The following is a 16,881-nucleotide window of genomic DNA, read 5'->3' on the forward strand; positions in this document are numbered from 1 at the left end:
CGGGGGGGTGGGAGGCGGGCGCCCCCATTGTACCGGGCGCGCCAGGGGCAACCTAGCCGGCCGGTCTGCACATGCCCGTACTAAGCGGGCCCATAGCAGATGGACCCATAGCACGCGGCAGCGCCGGCCGCACGACGGACCCGCGCCGCCGGCCCCGGGTTCGCCCCGCTAGCGGACCCGCACCTTGAATTGCAGAACCCCGCCCTGCTTGGGCTCGAGGGGCTCCTTGATCTCCCACCGCAGGATCAGCGACCCGCCGCTGTTCTCCTCGGTGGAGAAGTCTGCGTCAATGCTCGACTCGGCCGACTCTGGAACGTACTCCAGGCGGGTGGCCAGGTTGTCGACAATCGTGACGTTGCCGATCTCCTCCGTGCCGATGTTGTCGAACCGGAGCGTGAACTCGATCTCCTCGCCGGGCAGCGCGTCGCGGGCCGAGGCGAGCTTGATCAGCCGCAGGCAGGGCTTGCCGCCGGGGATGTTGAACACCACGCCGGGCTGCAGGCTGCTGGCCAGCACGGACGTGGCCTTCTTCTCGATCACCACCTGCACTTCCTGGTCGCCGGTCCAGGTGTACGCGGCGAGCGCGTTCTTGGCGAGCCAGGGCTTCTCGGCGTTGTCCATCACGCCCAGGCGGACCACCTGGAAGTCGCAGTACGGCTTGATCATGTTGGTCAGCTCGCGGACGACGACGCGGGCCTCCATCTCGCCGGCCTGCTGGCGTTCCTTGAGCAGGCTGGGCGGGAGGTCGCCGATCCTGGCGACCGGCTGCAGGTTCTGCAGCGTGGTGGTGGCCTTCTCGTTCTCCGCGGCCAGCGCGAGCGAGGCGTCTTCTTCCACCACTCCGACAAAGTTGCGTTGCTGCTTCTCGACCAGCGTCACGACCCGCCGCACCGCGCCGAAGCGGGGCGCGTAGATGCAGACGCGGTTGCTCGGCTCGACCAGCACGCAGCCGCCGAGCGTGTCGTAGTGGGCGACCGTGTCCTCCTGCTCCAGGCCGTCGATCTTCCAATTGGAACGGACGCCCACCGGTGAGTAGTAGTCGCCGCCGTCGCACAGGTACTCGTCACACGGGCCGGGGATGCCGCACGCCTGGCAGCCGCCCTGGGGCACGCACGTGCCGTCGCGGCACGCGTCGCAGCCGGACGGCGCCTGGTGCTCGGGGCAGCACTGCTGCGGCTGGATCTCCTGCGACTGGGCCGGCGCGCTGCACGAGCACATGATGACCGTCGCGATGGCGATCAGCAGACCGCGGAACCACATGGGAAGGAGCGTGCTCATCGGGCCTCCTCGGTCGCCGAGGTCTGGACGACGTCGGCGTCCTGGGTGGGCGTCTGGTGGTGCTCGTAGAACTGCATCGGCAGCTGTGGCAGCGGCGGCATGCGGCTGCCGATCCGCACAATGGCGATCGGGCGGCCCAGCACGTCGGCGGTGACCAGCGGGTCGTCGCCCGGGGCGGCCTCGAACCACTGCTGGCCCTTGCCGTTGGCGGAGAAGTCCTTCTCCGCGATGGGCAGCGCCATGCGGGGGTCCTCGACGTAGACGACCCGCGTCACGAACGACGAGTTGGCCGCCAGCCGCAGGTCCTCGTCGGTCAGCTCGACCGGCACCGGGAACCGCAGCTCCTTGCCGCAGGGCGGGTGCAGGCGGTCGATCAGCTCGACCGTGGCGTACACCTGGGCCTCCGGCTGGTTGGGCAGGTTTGTCACCGAGAACGCGTAGACCCCGCCCACCTGCAGGCCGGCCAGCAGGGCGCCCTCGTGGCTCTGGGCGTAGCCCTGGTCCGAGGCGGCGGTGATGGTCAGACCCTCGGAGCCGAAGACCTTGACCGGCTGAACATACCCTAACAACGGTCCGCCCCTCAGGAGCCGCTGGGCGCCAATCGCTCCCGGAGGCATGACACCGGCGTGAAGCCAGTGCCTAGGGCTGTCTGGTCGCTGAGCCAGGAGAGGCGTTCCCGACATCAGCAGGACCAGCGCGGCCATCGCCAAATTGCCCGCGGCAAACTTCCCCGGCTTGGGGGCAGGACTGAGGTGGCGGACCGTTGTCATGGGATAGGTTCGAAGAGTTCGCAGAGTGTGTAGGCTTCAACTCAAAGACCACCGGGCGCCCGCGGTCGGGCGCCCGGCGGCCGGTAGGTTTACTCCGTGTAGCAACCGCCGTCCTCGCAGTAGCCGAGGCAGCCCTCGCACTGGCAGTCGTCCTCGCCCGAGCAGCTCATCTGCGTGATCGGGCAAGGCACCGTGCCGCCGATGCACTTCAGCGGGGCGCGGTTGGTCTCGTCGACGGTCATGCAGTTGACCGGCGCCGGGTAGTTGATGCCGGGACGCTGCTTGACGCTGATGTTGAACTCGTGCGTCGGCGGCGGCAGGTGCACCCGGGTGCGGTTGGTGACGGTGTGCTTCCGCAGGCCGGCCGGCACACCCAGTGGGATGTGCGGAGGACCGGGGATGCCGATCGGCGTGCCGGTGATCGGCATGCCGTACTGACCGGCCATGGCGTTCATCATGTGCGGCGGCATCGGCGCCGGGGCCATGCCGGCGGTCGGCATGCCCATCGGCATCGGACCACCAGCCCCGGCGGCGCCAGCGGCGCCCGGCTCGCAGCCCGCGTAGTCGGCCGGGGTCACGCCGCCCATGTAGCGGTTGGCGTTCTCCAGGTCCTTGTTACCAATCCGCACGATCGCCAGGATCGAACCGCGGCGGTCGGCCTCGGCCACCGGGTCGCAGCCCGGGTCCAGCCGCGTGCTAACCAGGGTCTCCACGCCGGCCAACGCGAGCTCTTGGAACTCGGGGTCCGGCAGGTAGATCACCTTGGTGACAAAGTTGCCGCTGATCACCTGGTCGAAGTCTTCCTCGGTGAACTGCACCGGGATCGGCGCGTGGGCCAGGTAGGCGTCGGTGCGCGGGGTGACCGGGGCCACCTCCAGCGTCGGGTACAGCGAGATCGCCTCGCGGCCCGGGATGTTGGTCAGCTTCAGGCGATAGATGGCGCCCTGGCGGAAGTCCTGACGGCCCGGCACCACCAGCGGCGACGAGTCGAACAAGCCGCTGCCACTGACGTCCCAAGAGACCTGCAGGCCGTCTTCGCCAACGAACGCGATCTGCGACGCCGCGCCCATCATGCCCATCCCGCCGCCAGCGCCGGCGCCGCCATCGGGACAATACTGGCACTGCTCGATGCCGCTAGCAGAGTTGCCGCCGGGGCCGAAGGTCGGCCCCATGCCGGCGCCGCCCATGGTCATCTGGCCGCCGACGGGCAGCACGCCCGGTCCGGGGCCTCCGACGCCCGGGCCCGGGTGCATCATCTGCTGCGCCGGAGGGGCGTTGTAGGCGGGTTGGGTGCAGCCGCCGGGGCCGCAGGTGCAGCCCGTCGCGGCCAGGCCGGCCGCTGCCAGCGTGCTGAATAACAAGGTCGATACGCGCATCGGATTCCCCCCCTCGAAATGGGCTTGAGCCCTGGGCAAAGGCCCAGCGGCCGGTCGGGCGTCAGGCCCGAAGTCCCTATGTACTGCGTCGTTAGGTAGGCTCTGCTCGGCGCCAGCACCACGAAATGCGGTGGACTCGGCCGGCAGAAGCCCGCTACGATCCGCGTCGCTAAGAGCGTCCGCGGCGCAGGGCCATCGCGTCCTACAGACGAGACCTCCCTGCTGGGATAAGAGTCGGCCCCGCAGAAGACGATTCTTTGGCAAAACCGCTAAAACCGTCACATGAAGAGCACCCTGCGCAAATTAACAAACGGCCTGCTGCTGGTCGGGATGGGGTTCGCGGTCTACTACGCGGGCCCGGTCGCGCACGCGCTGCTGTCTGGCGACCGTGAGTCCAAGCCGCTGCCCACGGCGCCCGCCCTGGCCAACGGCCCGGCCGGCGTCGAGGGGAACGCGTACCTGCAGCAGGCGCTGGCCGCGCTCGAGCGCCGCGAGTCGGTGGTGGCGAAGGCCTCGCAGACCGGCGTGATCGAGGGCCGCACGGTCGAGTCCACCGGCGACTACTGGCAGCTCGGCCAGGGGCGCGATCGACAGTTCCAGCTGAAGCTGCAGGGCCTGGTCACCGACGACCCGGTGCGGCTGCTGCAGGTTTCCAACGGCAAGTTCCTGTGGACCGACCTCCGCTGGGGCGAAGCCAGCGACGTACAGCTGCGGCAGATCTGGCGGGTCGACCTCCGCCGCCTGCGCAAGGACCTTAGCGACCCGCAGTCCGACCAGGTCCGTCCGGGCGAGGCCTCGGCCGACAACCTGGACGCCGGCTTATGGGCCAGCCTGGGCGGCCTGCCGATGCTGCTGGAGTCGCTCGACGCCAACTTCCGCTTCGAGCGGCCGCGTCAGATGCTGCTCCGCAAGACTCCGGTCTACGCGATGGTCGGCTTCTGGCGCGAGGACCAGCGGGAGACCCTGCTGCAGGACTCCGACACGGCGGACACGGGCCTCCCCTCCCGGCTCCCGCACCACGTGCTGGTGGCGATCGGCGCCTCGGACCTGTTCCCCTACCGCGTAGAGTACCGGGGCGCAGACGACCCACTGAGCGCCGCGGGCCTGACCGCCGACAAGCGGTACGGCGAGAGCGGGCGGCCGCTGCTGCGGCTCGACCTTGTCCAGCCACGGTATGACGTTTCGATCCCAGCTGAGGCGTTCGCCTACACACTGCCCGAAGGCGTCGACTGGATGGACCGCACAACCGAGCGGTTGGAGATGCTGCGGCGGCGCCGGGAGGTGGCGGTGGCGCAGGCGGGCGGCGCTACATCAGGTGCGCGGTCGCGTTGACCGTCAGCACCTTCGCCCTGCCCTCTTTGTAACGCACCGTGCTGATGCCGCAGTTGGAGGTCGGCGTCCAGTGGGACTGCTCGGGCGGGATGCCGAGGGTCGTGCCCACGTACAGCCGGTTCACCACGCTGTGGGCCACGACCGCGACTTCCTTGCCCGCGTGCCTGGCGACAATCGCTTCCAGACCAGCGGTCACGCGGTCCAGCAGCCCCTGGCCGGTCTCCCCGCCGGGGTAGCCGTGCACGTAGGGGTTCTGCCGGTAGAGCGCGTAGGCGTCCGCGTCCTCGGCCTGGATCTCCGCCCACGTCCGGTTCTCCCACCGCCCGACGTTGATCTCCTGGAACGCCGGCTCGACCAGCGCGTCCTGCCCGTGCGGACCAGCGATGATCTGGGCGGTCTCGTGGGCCCGCTTGAGCGGGCTGGTGTAGACCGCCGCGAGGGGCCGGCTGGCCAACGCGTCGGCCGCGCGGCCGGCCTGCTCGCGTCCGCGTTCGGTGAGCGACTCGTTGATGCCCGACCCCTGCAGCCGTGGCGGCGTCATCATGTTGTGCGGCGTGGCGCCGTGGCGGATCAGGTAGACCAGCGTGGTGTCGGCGGCGGGGAACTCAATAACGGAGGGCATGGCAGTTGTGGTTGGTGGCTTGTGGGTGGTGGTTGGCGCGTGCGGCGTTGGCTGCCTGGCCCAGACCGCCGGGGGTGGGATTGCGGCGGGGCGCCGGTGTCACGCGTTGCCGCTCCGCTGCCGCGCCAGGTCGGCGGCGGTCTCCGCGGCGGCCAGCAGGCCGGACGTTTCCGCGATGCCCTGCCACGCGATGTCGGGCGCCGTGCCGTGCGCGACGCTGGTGCGGATGATCGGCAGGCCGAGGGTGACGTTGACCGCCTGGTGCATGCCGAGCAGCTTCAGCGCGATGTGCCCCTGGTCGTGGTACATCGCCACCACCGCGTCGAACTCGCCGTCCCGGGCGCGGACCATCAGCGTGTCGGTGGGGTGCGGGCCGCTGGCGTGGATCCCCTCGCGCTGGGCGAGCTCGACCGCCGGGGTGATGGTGGTCGACTCCTCGTCCCCGAACAGCCCCTGCTCGCCGCCGTGCGGGTTGAGCGCCGCCACGCCGATCCGCGGCCGGCTGCAGCCAAACGCCCGCATCGCGCGATCGGCCAATCGGCACTTGGCGGCTATCGCCTCGACCGACAGCTGGTCGAACACGCTCCGCAGCGAGGTGTGCAGCGTGACGTGCACCACCGCCAGGCCGTGTTCGGTGTGGGGCACCACGCGGGGCGGCAGGTACAGCATCATCGCGAAGTCGTCCACGCCGCACAGGTCGGCCAGCAGTTCGGTGTGGCCGGGGTAGTCGTGGCCGGCCGCCTGCAACGCCGCCTTGCTGATGGGGCCGGTCACCATAGCGTCGATCCGCCCGTCCAGGGCCAGCCGCGCGGCCTGCTCGATCGCCAGGTAGGCGGCCTGTCCCGGCGGGGTCGTGGGCCCGCCCACCACCAGGCACGGCATGCGCTCCGGCGAGGCGGCGTCGAACACCTCCTCGCCACAGGCGTCTACCGGGACGACCTCCGCCGCGACCTTCCGCAGCCCGAGCCCCCGCTCGAACTCTTCCTGACGCCCAATCACCACCGGCCGGCAGGCGGCGTGCAGCCGCGGGTCGGCCCACGCCCCGGCCGCCACCTCCGGCCCGACCCCGCTGGGGTCGCCCATCGTGATTAGGAGCCGGGGCCGCGGGTTGGAGATTGGGGGCATGACAGCCGACACAGGGATCAAGGGCGGTGTGAAAACGGGAAAAACCTGGAAGAGAGGCCGATTCTAGCCCCGCCGCCGCGCCTCAGCGAGGCGGCCAGCCCCGCTCCGCCCGGCGGCCAACACGCGCTGCAGGAATAACCGGTCTGACCAGACCGATGAGTTCTTGCCCACAGGGCCTCGGGGACCTGTGACACGTTAATCTGGGCAATTATACTGGAGTGATTGGGTTGCCCAAGCTAGAGGGGCCCCAGCCGAGCCGCGGCTCACGAGACCCGGCCCCGACGACAGAGCAACAACGACTTACAATCTCCTCGGGACAGCGGAATGGCCAAAGTGATGACGATTATAGGGATGGTCGTCGCTGGCCTGTTCGCGCTGGTCTTTGGCCTCGACCTGGTGATCGGCGTGCCGTTCCAGACCGCCAGCGGGACCATGGACATCGGGATGCTGGTCTGCTCGCTGATCCTGGGGTACCTGAGCTTCAACGCCTTCCGCGATATCCGCTAGCAGGCCCTCGAGCCCCGCCTGAGCGGACCTCTCTCGCGTTAGCCCGGCGGCCACGTCAGCGCCCGCCCGCCCAGCACGTGGTAGTGCAGGTGATCGACCGACTGGCCCCCGTCGGCGCCGGTGTTCACCACCACCCGGTAGCCGTCCGCTAGCCCCTGCTTGCGCGCCAGGTCTCGGATGACCAGCCACATCCGGCCGATCAAGGCGGCGTCGTCGTCTACTAGCTGGTCGACGCTCTGGATCGGCTTCTTGGGGATCACCAGGAAGTGGGTCGGCGCCTGCGGGGAGATGTCGCGGAACGCCAGGCAGTGGTCGTCCTCGTGCAGGATGTCGGCGGGGATCTCTTTGCTGATGATCTTGTCGAAGATGGTCATGTCGGTGGGACGTCCGCAAGGAAGGTCAACGAGGATCCGGTGAAACGCATGCCGGCGCCGAGTTTTAAGTAGAAACCGGCCGCGCCGACGGTTCCAATAGTCTATAGCTGCGGGCTCCCAACGGCAGTCCCGACCGATGCTAGCGCTGGTGAGTTTTGTCCCCTTTTGACCCCGCGAGTGGACAAAACTCTCGCCGCCGCCGGTGGCGCAGAATCGGCTGCCCCTACAAATACAGTCCCAATCGCGCATCGGCGCCCGGGGCGCCGGCCGACTTTTGTCCCTAAGGATCGATGCTTCAGAAGGGGACAAAACCCCGCCGCGGTCGTGGCGCCGGTGACAGCTGCCGGACGGGTTGCCGCCTGGGCGAATTTCGACCAACAGATTGCCTGTCTGCCGGCCACGCGAGTCGCCGATAACCGGTTGCAAGGGAATCTGGAGGACGCCGCCACACTTTAGACGCCAACCACCACTCGTTCGATCACGCCGGCCAGACGCGTCTGCCGGCGGGGTCAGCCGCTCGTGGTGCGCGCGTCGGCGACCGAGAGCTTGTCACACGAACGTCCATCCCCCTACTCGGACACCATGGAGGGTCTTCGAGCCATGAGAGCTGTTCTGTGCTGTGCCGCGCTGATTCTGCCCGCAGGGGCGTCGGCCTTCGGCCAAACCACCCAGGAACGCGGCGCCGACGGGGTGCTGTACAACGTCACCCGCACCTCGGTGCCCAAGACGGTGATGGCAACCGAGATCCAGACCCGCGAAGAAACCGTCTACAAGCCGCAGGTCACAACCAAGTACCAGACCTACCAGCAGACGCAATTAGTGCCGGTCACCGAGCACCGCTGGGTGTCGCGGCAACGCGGCTGGTGGAACCCGTTCCGCGAGCCCTACTGGACGCACGCCATCGAGCCTGTGACCCGCTGGGAGCACCGCCCCGCGACCGTGCACGTGCCGGTGAGCACCACCAACTGGGTGCCGGAGACGCGGACCACCCAGGTGCCGGTGGCCACCTACAAGACCGTCAACGACACCATCGTGTCGCGCGTGCCGGTCGGCCCCGCGCCGGCGCTGAACCCGACGCCAACGCAGCCCCAGGTGCAGGTCGCCACGCGCCCAACGGGCGGTCAGATCGGCGGCCAACGGCTGGACCAACCGAACTCGTGGGGCGGCGGGTCGCGTTACCGTTAGCCGCGTCGAGCTAGGTGGCGGGGCGGGAGGTGCGGCGGCGGCGCGACCGCTTCGGCGCCGGCGCGCCCCACTCCTTGGTGAGGGTCTCGAACACCTCGGGCGACTCGTACCGCACCACGCCCTTGCCGTCCGGCATCGGGCCGATCAGGCCGCGGAACACCGGCAGGCCGCGTAGCGCCAGGTCGGTGCTGCAGTCGTCCACGCCGATCTGCGCGTGCATCTTCAGCACCGCGTCGGTGTGGGAGTAGTCCTTGCTGCGGATCTCGCCGTTGGCGCCGCGGGTAACAATCCGGATCGTTTGCTCTGGCATCGGTCGTTAGCTCGGGAAACAGGAAGGGAGGCGCCCGCCGCGAGGGGGCATCACAAGCTATCGACCCGCCGGCAGCTAGCAATCGAGCGCCGGGACGTTCGGCGGTCGCAACCGCGGCAGGCGCGGCAAACCCCACATCCGATCCGAAACGCGGGGCCCGCGCAATCGGCCGGCCGCGGGTCGGGCTGTGAGGGTATTTGGGCCCCGGCGGCGCGGTTGTCGGGCCGGCGCAGCCCCCAACCGAACCAACCCGCAGTTTTTACCGCCCCGGCCCGCCCACCCGTTCTTGCCGGCGCCACGCCGGCGGGCTAGAATCTGCGTCTCCCAGGAGGGTATCCGAATTGGCTAGGAACCTGATTCGAAATCAGGCGCCCCGCAAGGGGTTGTGGGTTCGAGTCCCATGCCCTCCGCTCTCGTAAGCTCTTTGGCAACTGATGCTTACAGCACGCCAAAGAACGAGCCCGCCGAGGGCCGCCCAACGCGTTGCAACAGATCTGCAACACTTCTGCGTCACGACGGCGCCGTCCAGACCTTCCGCCCGAGTTCGACAGCCGTTCGGTGGTGGTAGTAGCCCATCGTGGTGTCCGGCGAGGCGTGACGCGCCCACTTCTGCAACTCGGGAATCGTCAGCAGCTGATCCATCCGGGTCAGGAAAGCCCGCCGGCCGATGTCGTGGCTGGTGGCGGTCTTGCCCTTCACGGGGTCGGTGATCACTCCGGCGGCCTTGCCAATCTCGGACACCACGCGAACCACATTGCTGGGCCGCATCTGACCTTTCCGCCCTGGCAAGGGGAAGACGTAGCCCCGGCGATTCGGCGGGGCGGTTGCGATCAGATTCCAGAACTCGCGGGTGACTGGCTGAAACTCATCCCGCCGGGACTTGTGCCCACTGGCCAGCATCCGAATCAGCGGAAACTCATGGCTGGTGTCGATCGACAGTTCCGCCGCCGGCTCCCATGAAAGCCGCCGCAGTTCGTCAACTCGCAGCCCGCTGTGCCACAGCCCCTGCAAGAAGCGACGCCATACCTCCGCGTCGTGGGGACGAACCTTGGCGACGGTCATGAGGATGCGTTCGTACTCCTCGCTAGTAATTGGCCGCGAGCGCATCTTCTGCCCCCCGGCTTTGCGTGGCAGACGCACCCGCGGCACGGTTTCGATGAGATCAACGTCGCACGCCCACCCCAAGGCGGCGAGCAGCGTCGCGAGGTAGCTCCGGATAGAGGACTCGGACAGCCCCCGCTCGCGCAGCTTCGCCGTGAACCGGCTGAGCATCGACTTGTTAACGTCGCTCAGCCGAGTCGGCGCTACCGTCCGCTCCAGCCAATTGGCGGCGGTCACCCACTGCGACTCGCTCTTCCGCGAAAGCTGCGGCAGCTTCTCCTGCTCGTACCGCTCGCGGAAGAGCGACCACAATAGCCGCGGCGAGTCCGGGTCGTTTTGTGCGAGGTCAATCTCCAACTCGACTGCAGCCCGCTCGGCGTCGCGCCGGCGCTTGCATCCCGATGACAGTTCCCGGGTCGAACCATCGGCCCGCCTCCAACGAAGTCCGTAGGGACGGTTCTTGTAGGGCACTACTCGGACTCGGGGGCCGTTCGATCCTCGTTCTCTAATAGCCATTGCACAAAACTCGTGGTGACGAAGATGGTCTCGTTGCCAAGCGGAATATGAGGACAACCACGCTCAATCGTGTTGCGGCGGATCACCCGCCGTCGGTTCTGAAGGGTTTCCTGGTCGGCTTCCTTCTTGGTCCAGGCTTTGACGAGTTCGGTCAGCGTGAAGAACGGCGACTCGCTGAATTTGGAGTCCATAGGGCAGATAGCTTCCTTGACCGCCGCGCTTGCCGTTACCACAATGCGCTCACGGCGGCCTCATAGAGGTCGATTCGAGAGAGGGCCCGCTCTGGCCGCAAACCGGGAGAGGGCACGAACTTGGGAGCCCTGTGGGGCCGCCCTTCAAGACAGCGCCGCCGGAGACGGGGCCGCCACTGGCGGCCCCGTTTTTCCAACGCCCCTGCCCTCGCCTGGCTATCTCATAGGCCACCCCCTGCCCCACCGAGGCGGTAGCTCTGCGCGGCGCACCGCGGCAGACAGACAAGGGGATCTCGCGCCGACCTTCGGCGCCATCGATTCGAAGTGCGCAGCCGCGCACAGCTAGACTTGGCGTAACCGCCATGGCGTTTCCCGGGTAACAGCTTGGGGAAATGTCCGTGGTCCCGATCCGCAGCTGCAACTGCGGGTCGGGACGCCTTTTGAATGAGCAGCGTCGATTGTGAACGCCGCCCGGCGGTTGTCAACGCGCGGCGACGACGCTGATCACGTCGAATGAGGCCACGCCCTCCACGGAAGCCCTTGTGAGGGCAGGAGATAAGTAGGGGGTCCGGCGGTAGAGAACGCGTGACGTTTTTCTGTTCCGAAACCTTACTGTGCGCACGACTGCGCTCGCTCTGCTGCCAGACCATCGGTTGCCCCCGGTTGCTGCAACCGCGCGCCGCTGCCTAACCCAAACGCGGCGTGCGGTGGGTCGATGCGTACCTCGCTCCGTGCGCAGCGGCAGCGCAGGCGGCGCGCGGCGCATCCGAGGAGACTGGGTTAGGGCGGCCCCGCCCACTCGCGGCTGGCTCCGCGGCGGGCGGTACTCTGACGGACCATCTTGCCAGAGTCCGGCGGGGTTAAGCGGCCCCGTGCAGCGTGATGGCGCGGGCCTGGTGGCTCGCGCGGCGGAGGTAGCCCTTCCGCTCTAGCGCCTTAAGGTGACACAGCACGCCGTTGGGGCTCCGGATGCCGAGCCGCGCCGCCAACTCGCGCAGCGTAGGCGCGTAGCCGTGCGTGGTGATGTAACGCCGCAGAGCCACTAAAATACGGGCTTGGCCGCGGCTGAGAGGAGAATTTGGCATCAGAAAAGGCCCCGTCGGCATGATGTACTTACGTATAGGTGCTGGGCCCTAGAATACTCACCCCAATCGGCAAAGCAACCCACAATATGTGCACATTTTTTGCGCGGGCACGCTAGCGATTGGGGGCGCCTATTTGCTCGTCTGAGAGCCAATGCACGCGCAGAGTGGACGTCGCTGCGACAAGGTTCGGGGATCTAAGCCGAGGCGGCGAAGCCGCTGTCCTAGAGCCGCAGAGGTGGTGAATACCGACTGCAACTAGAGGCTCGCTCTAGTGACGGCGGTTGGGCACACCTCGTGCATCTGGGCGACGCGCGAATCTGCTGGTGTTGGTCCAATCGCTACACCGTGGCCGGAGTCGAATCTGAGCGAAGCGATGAGCACCGGTGGGAGTTGCGGAGCCCCAAGAACCGCGCTGAATACGAACCATTCGGGTGTTCTCCGGTGCCACCCGCCGGGGCCTTCCCAATACCCCGGCCTTTGGCTGTGGTCGATCATTCAATGTTGCACACGACCCGCTGGTATCGAACAAGCGGCGGCGTCCCAACGTCAGTAGCTTCGAGAATGATGTGAATCTGTTTGCCGGGCTCGTTGGGGACGACAAAGCTGGCCTCTTGCTGGCCCGCGTTGTCGATCTCTACCCGGGATTCCGCCGAGTCGGCTTCCTCGTATTGCCACCAGCGATACGTTAATGCGTCACCGTCGGGGTCGCTGGTTCCAGCAGCGCTCAGCGAAACCGTCTCGCCCGGTTTGACCTCCAAGTCGGCGTCGTGGGCCAATCTGACATCGGGCGGATGGTTTGCTTCGTCATAAGGTTTCACGCACCAGTCGGCTCGTGCCGCAAAATCTTGCTGAATGGCATCGATCCAGCGCCATTGAGGTTTGAGGTAGGCAGTCAATTCCGGATCTTTGGTAGTCTCACGTTTTGCACGTCTGCGACCCCATGCCGAACTGCCATACCAACGACCCTTGGGATACTCGTAGCCACGCTCCGCAACATGATCGAGCCACGTGTTCTCGCGGACTTTGGTAAACCGACCGCCCCAACCGCCCCAGTCGGGTGATTCTTCGCTGCGCAGACCGGTCGGAATAACGTGCAGGAACGCCGGCGAGTCACCCTCGGACCTGAAACGTCCATCATCGTGCGCTTTGTACATCTCGAGTAGCGGCCCATGGCTGCGCAGGGCATTCTCGTTCATCCATTCTGCGGAGAAATATCGCTGCACTTCCTGAGGTACGGCCTTGCGTTGACGTTCATAGGCGAAGGCGATGAACTGGTCGGAGACGATCGTCGGAATGTTGAACTCGCCCCAGCGCGGCCGAATGTATTTCTGGTAGGTGTCATCCTGCTCCCAGATGAAATAGAAGCGGAGCTTCTTTGCCACCTCGGCCATCTTATCCGGATGCTTCTCCTCAATCGTCTTCAGCGCCCGCGCGATAGTGTTGGGTCCGCCCCACGCCTGCAACCAGATCGGTCGGTCGTCGGAATCGTCCAGCAGGGCCTTGACGATCAGATTTGAGCCCACCGTTTCTTCATCCATGTCGCCTTCCGATTTGACGTTGCCGAGCACGGTGATGGATCTGAGATAGTCTGGTGCGGGGAAGTCGGGGTCGTGCTGGCTGAGGTTGGGATAGACTCTCTCATAAGCCTCCAGAAGCGGCTGAATCCAGTCATCGCCCGCCCACCTGTGGCCCTGCCAGTGATACTGCGAACTCGATGTCACGATGCCCTCGACGTCGAACTCATTCGCGTACAACAGGAACCGCACCATCGAGCATTCGTCGTCGATTTCCCCATCCGTCGTGACGATCACTCGCGGCTTGCTATCCGAATCACCCGTTTGTGCGAGCGTCGGCGCAGCTTGGGTTCCAGCGATTGTAAGCAGAAGAACCAACACTCTATGCGGACTGGCCAGCCTGTTTTGCGGGGTACGATAGCGACAACGTTCACTGCAAGTGTTCTGAAGCATGACAAAGAGCTCTAATTTGAGGAGAGAGTGGGCCGGCCAATTGAGGTCGGAGAGCCACGGATTGGTGCGGGCCGCCCCCCAGCATAGCAGCACGGGCGTTGTTGAGCGCTGAGTTCACAAGGGCAAGAATGCAATGTCAGATCCGTAGTTAGGACCGGTTGGGTGGAGCAGATTGCGAGAAGGCTTGTCTCAAAATAGGCCGCGGCCAGATCCGCCGGGGGCTTCATCTGGGCTAAATTGAGGGTCGGCTGTTGGTCTCGCGTCAGCTCACATGCCTGCGGTGCATATAGCGTCTCGATGAATGAATGGCTCTGGCCTTCTGAATGGCATTCGAACACCACGCGATTCTCAGTTGCGTCAATGAACGGCAGGGCAGAACCTGCATGCCTTTTGGGAGTAGGCAGATGATACATACAAGCGCTCGTCGAGTTGCCGCCACGTTCTTGACCATGCTCATCATTGGGCCAGCTGTCGTGGTCGCACAGCAGGTAGCGTTTCCGGGTGCAGAGGGCTACGGCAAGCACACCACCGGTGGACGTGGCGGCGCTGTCTACGAAGTGACGACTCTGAATCCTACCGGGCCTGGCAGTTTGGGGGCGGCCCTAGACGCTTCCGGGCCACGCACCGTCGTGTTCAGGGTGTCTGGGACGATTGATGGCAATTTCGACATCGACAACGACAACGTCACCATCGCCGGGCAGACCGCGCCGGGAGGAGGAATTGCGATCAAGGGTAATCTCAGTATAGACGCCAGTAACGTTAGCATCCGCTACATCCGCGTACGCGATGAAGTTAGTGGTGACGCGTTAGGGGGGAGGTACCAGGAAAACATTATTATCGACCACGTGTCAACGAGTTGGAGCAGCGACGAAGTGCTCTCCATCTACCACGGCGAGGACGTCACGATCCAATGGTCGATGATCACAGAGGCGGGGTCGTCGGACCACAAGTTCGGGGGGATCTGGGGGAACAACCACGGCACCTACCATCACAAGTTGATTGCGCATAATGCAAGCCGTAACCCGCGTTGGGCCTCCGGAAGCAAGCACAATGACTATCGAAACAACGTCGTCTATAACTGGGGTTACAACAGCTCCTACGGCGGTGAAGCACAGCAAGTCGGTAATCCGAATTTCGACTTCACTACCATCAACATGATCGGCAACTACTACAAGGCGGGGCCGGCGACATCGAGTGGGGTTAGAGATCGCATCGTCGAACCCTCTGCCCGTGGTTCGGGCGACGAGGGCAGTTGGTACGTTGCCGACAACGTCGTCGAGGGCTACCCCGCGGTGTCGGACAACAACTGGCTGGGGGTCGATGGCGACGAGTACATCCGGCTAGATCAACCGTGGGACGCCATGGCGATCAACGAGCAGACCGCACAAGACGCCTTTAAATCCGTCCTCTCACATGTCGGCGCCTCGCTGCCGTCTCGCGATTCTGTCGATAGTCGTATCATCCAAGAGGTCAGGGCCGGGACGGCTACCTTTGTAAGTAACGGCTTGATCGAGAGCCCTAGCGACGTTGGGGGATGGCCGACCCTAAGCAGTACCCCCGCGCCCGCCGACAACGATCACGACGGCATGCCCAACGAATGGGAACTCCGTCGCGGACTGGACCCTGATCTCGCGTCCGATCGCAATGACGACTTCGACTCAGACGGCTATACGAATCTCGAAGAGTACCTGAATGAACTCGGCGCGTTTCCGGCTGTCACAGCCCTAAACTTCCACGGCGGCATGAGCACCCGCTTCGCGGAAGAAGGGAATTGGGATTTCGACTGGCAACCCTCGCGTCTTGACACCGCTGTCGTCCCGGCTGGCACGGCCGTGGTTGACGCAAAGGGGCAGCATGCTGGCACAATTCAAGTAGCGCCACATTCTGGGCAGTCAGCAAGATTGGACATTAACGGCGGCTGGCTGGAAGTCGTCGATACGCTGGAGATCGCCGCTGCAGGCGCCGATGGACAGGTCAACCTGTCGGATGGGGAGCTGCGCGTCGGTACGGTGACCAAGGGGATAGGCGGGGCCTTTAATCTGACCGGCGGCGTATTGAGCGCGAACATCGTTGAGTTCGACTTGGTCAACAACGGGGCCACGATCTCACCCGGCGAGTCGGTCGGCGCTACAACCGTTCTGGGCGGCCTTTCACTAAACTCAGGCGTACTGGCAATCGAGCTGGCTTCGCCCTCCCAAGTCGACTTGGTGGATGTGACCGGCGGCGCCTCCCTGGGTGGTGACCTTGTCGTCTCGCTTCTAGACGGCTTCTCTCCCACTACCGGATCATGGGTGATCATGACGGCCACCGATTTCTCCGGATCGTTTGCGTCAGTGTCGCCCGGGTTCAAAGTCTCGCAGCAGGGTGAGAATCTCGTGTTGAGCGTGGTTGTCGAATTGCCAGGAGACTTCAACGCTGACGGAACAGTTGACGCCGCAGACTACACGGTATGGCGAGATAACCTGGGCGGGACGTTCGACTTGAACGGTAATGGAGACGAGACCGGGGATTCTGCCGGCACGGTCGACGCCTCTGACTACGCCGTGTGGAGGTCTAATTATGGAGCAACTGTCCAACCGGCGACGAACTCCGAGAACTCGAACGCGATACCCGAACCGGCCACATTGCTACAACTATCCACGCTAATTGCAACGTACCGTTTGCTTTCTTTTCGCCATAGCCCTTGATAGACGGCTGAGCCATCCGCCGTATCCACTCCGATGCGGCCTGCTCTGTCTATTCCCGTAGCGCGATCGCATCGGCGCCGAAATCAACGGACTCGCGGCAAAACCGAGGCGGCTCGGCCTATAGCCGCCGCGGCGAACCACTGTCGCCTTCCCCGTGAACGACCCGCGGTCCTGGCGGTTTCCGGCGCTTCCAGGCCGCATACTTATACCCGAGCTGCGCGGGAGTGGTGGCGCCGAGCTTCTTCATCAGCTTCTCTCGATAGGTCTTCACAGTCTGCAGGGCAATGCCCATCTTAGTCGCGGCGGATTGACCGGTTTCGCCGCTGATTAGGATTTCGAGGAGAGTGATTTCACGCCTGCTGAGTTCAAGCATCGTACCTGCCTAGTGGGGCTGTGCCCGGATTCTTGCAGGTTCGTTGGCACCACGAGCCATAGCCGATTGAACCGAGCCGCGC

At 65.4% G+C, this 16,881-nt stretch carries 16 protein-coding genes and 1 tRNA gene; 5 read left to right on the forward strand and 12 right to left on the reverse strand.

The features are described 5' to 3' along the window. Positions 1-168: 168 nt before the first annotated feature. The 3 genes from KOR34_RS18090 to KOR34_RS18100 form a co-directional block, all read right to left on the reverse strand. Entirely contained in the window at positions 169-1,278 is a 1,110-nt protein-coding gene (locus KOR34_RS18090; RefSeq protein ID WP_146566778.1) for a DUF11 domain-containing protein, read from the reverse strand. Then, complete coding sequence (locus tag KOR34_RS18095) at positions 1,275-1,847, reverse strand: hypothetical protein (RefSeq protein WP_146566780.1); 573 nt, start codon at positions 1,845-1,847, stop codon at positions 1,275-1,277. Before KOR34_RS18095 ends, KOR34_RS18090 begins: the two co-directional genes overlap by 4 nt. A gap of 290 nt (positions 1,848-2,137) precedes the next feature. Then, positions 2,138-3,424 (reverse strand): hypothetical protein, encoded by a 1,287-nt coding sequence (locus KOR34_RS18100; RefSeq protein ID WP_146566782.1) that lies wholly within the window; start codon positions 3,422-3,424, stop codon positions 2,138-2,140. Between the two features lie 282 nt (positions 3,425-3,706). Here KOR34_RS18100 and KOR34_RS18105 point away from each other — a divergent pair, with 282 nt between their 5' ends. Continuing rightward, on the forward strand, positions 3,707-4,756 hold the full coding sequence (locus tag KOR34_RS18105) for a hypothetical protein (protein WP_146566784.1): 1,050 nt from the start codon (positions 3,707-3,709) through the stop codon (positions 4,754-4,756). On the opposite strand, the gene KOR34_RS18110 is transcribed toward KOR34_RS18105, so the two are convergent. Both KOR34_RS18110 and pdxA read right to left on the reverse strand, forming a co-directional pair. Then, positions 4,731-5,378 carry a histidine phosphatase family protein gene (locus tag KOR34_RS18110; RefSeq protein ID WP_146566786.1) on the reverse strand — a complete coding sequence of 216 codons (648 nt, stop codon included), beginning with the start codon at positions 5,376-5,378 and terminating at the stop codon, positions 4,731-4,733. The two genes, KOR34_RS18105 and KOR34_RS18110, sit on opposite strands and share 26 nt — an antisense overlap. A gap of 99 nt (positions 5,379-5,477) precedes the next feature. Beyond that, positions 5,478-6,503 (reverse strand): 4-hydroxythreonine-4-phosphate dehydrogenase PdxA, encoded by a 1,026-nt coding sequence (gene pdxA / locus KOR34_RS18115; protein ID WP_146566788.1) that lies wholly within the window; start codon positions 6,501-6,503, stop codon positions 5,478-5,480. 336 nt (positions 6,504-6,839) lie between these two features. Here pdxA and KOR34_RS26810 point away from each other — a divergent pair, with 336 nt between their 5' ends. Further along, on the forward strand, positions 6,840-7,010 hold the full coding sequence (locus KOR34_RS26810) for a hypothetical protein (RefSeq protein ID WP_197531555.1): 171 nt from the start codon (positions 6,840-6,842) through the stop codon (positions 7,008-7,010). Between the two features lie 38 nt (positions 7,011-7,048). On the opposite strand, the gene KOR34_RS18120 is transcribed toward KOR34_RS26810, so the two are convergent. Beyond that, entirely contained in the window at positions 7,049-7,384 is a 336-nt protein-coding gene (locus tag KOR34_RS18120; protein WP_146566790.1) for a histidine triad nucleotide-binding protein, read from the reverse strand. Positions 7,385-7,984: 600 nt separating this feature from the next. Here KOR34_RS18120 and KOR34_RS18125 point away from each other — a divergent pair. Further along, positions 7,985-8,569: a hypothetical protein gene (locus KOR34_RS18125; protein WP_146566792.1), complete on the forward strand. Its 585-nt coding sequence runs from the start codon at positions 7,985-7,987 to the stop codon at positions 8,567-8,569. A gap of 10 nt (positions 8,570-8,579) precedes the next feature. Here KOR34_RS18125 and KOR34_RS18130 read toward each other — a convergent pair whose 3' ends face one another. Then, positions 8,580-8,879, reverse strand: a complete 300-nt coding sequence (locus KOR34_RS18130) for a hypothetical protein (protein WP_146566794.1) — start codon at positions 8,877-8,879, stop codon at positions 8,580-8,582. Positions 8,880-9,206: 327 nt separating this feature from the next. Here KOR34_RS18130 and KOR34_RS18135 point away from each other — a divergent pair. After that, positions 9,207-9,289, forward strand: a tRNA-Ser gene (locus tag KOR34_RS18135). A 100-nt stretch (positions 9,290-9,389) separates the two neighbouring features. Here the strand turns inward: KOR34_RS18135 and KOR34_RS18140 are convergent. From KOR34_RS18140 to KOR34_RS18155, 4 genes are all read right to left on the reverse strand, one after another. Continuing rightward, complete coding sequence (locus tag KOR34_RS18140) at positions 9,390-10,337, reverse strand: tyrosine-type recombinase/integrase (RefSeq protein WP_197531556.1); 948 nt, start codon at positions 10,335-10,337, stop codon at positions 9,390-9,392. Positions 10,338-10,450: 113 nt separating this feature from the next. Next, positions 10,451-10,687 (reverse strand): hypothetical protein, encoded by a 237-nt coding sequence (locus KOR34_RS18145; protein WP_146566798.1) that lies wholly within the window; start codon positions 10,685-10,687, stop codon positions 10,451-10,453. Between the two features lie 860 nt (positions 10,688-11,547). Beyond that, entirely contained in the window at positions 11,548-11,772 is a 225-nt protein-coding gene (locus tag KOR34_RS18150) for a LexA family protein (RefSeq protein WP_228714692.1), read from the reverse strand. A 491-nt stretch (positions 11,773-12,263) separates the two neighbouring features. Continuing rightward, entirely contained in the window at positions 12,264-13,583 is a 1,320-nt protein-coding gene (locus KOR34_RS18155) for a DUF1593 domain-containing protein (RefSeq protein WP_261342656.1), read from the reverse strand. Positions 13,584-14,182: 599 nt separating this feature from the next. Between KOR34_RS18155 and KOR34_RS26815 the strand changes: the two genes are divergently transcribed. Further along, positions 14,183-16,426 carry a hypothetical protein gene (locus KOR34_RS26815; protein ID WP_197531557.1) on the forward strand — a complete coding sequence of 748 codons (2,244 nt, stop codon included), beginning with the start codon at positions 14,183-14,185 and terminating at the stop codon, positions 16,424-16,426. A 118-nt stretch (positions 16,427-16,544) separates the two neighbouring features. Here the strand turns inward: KOR34_RS26815 and KOR34_RS18165 are convergent, their stop codons facing one another. Continuing rightward, entirely contained in the window at positions 16,545-16,799 is a 255-nt protein-coding gene (locus KOR34_RS18165) for a LuxR C-terminal-related transcriptional regulator (protein ID WP_146566804.1), read from the reverse strand. Positions 16,800-16,881 lie beyond the last annotated feature (82 nt).

Origin of the sequence: Posidoniimonas corsicana, assembly GCF_007859765.1 — a bacterium.
Classification (GTDB): domain Bacteria; phylum Planctomycetota; class Planctomycetia; order Pirellulales; family Lacipirellulaceae; genus Posidoniimonas; species Posidoniimonas corsicana.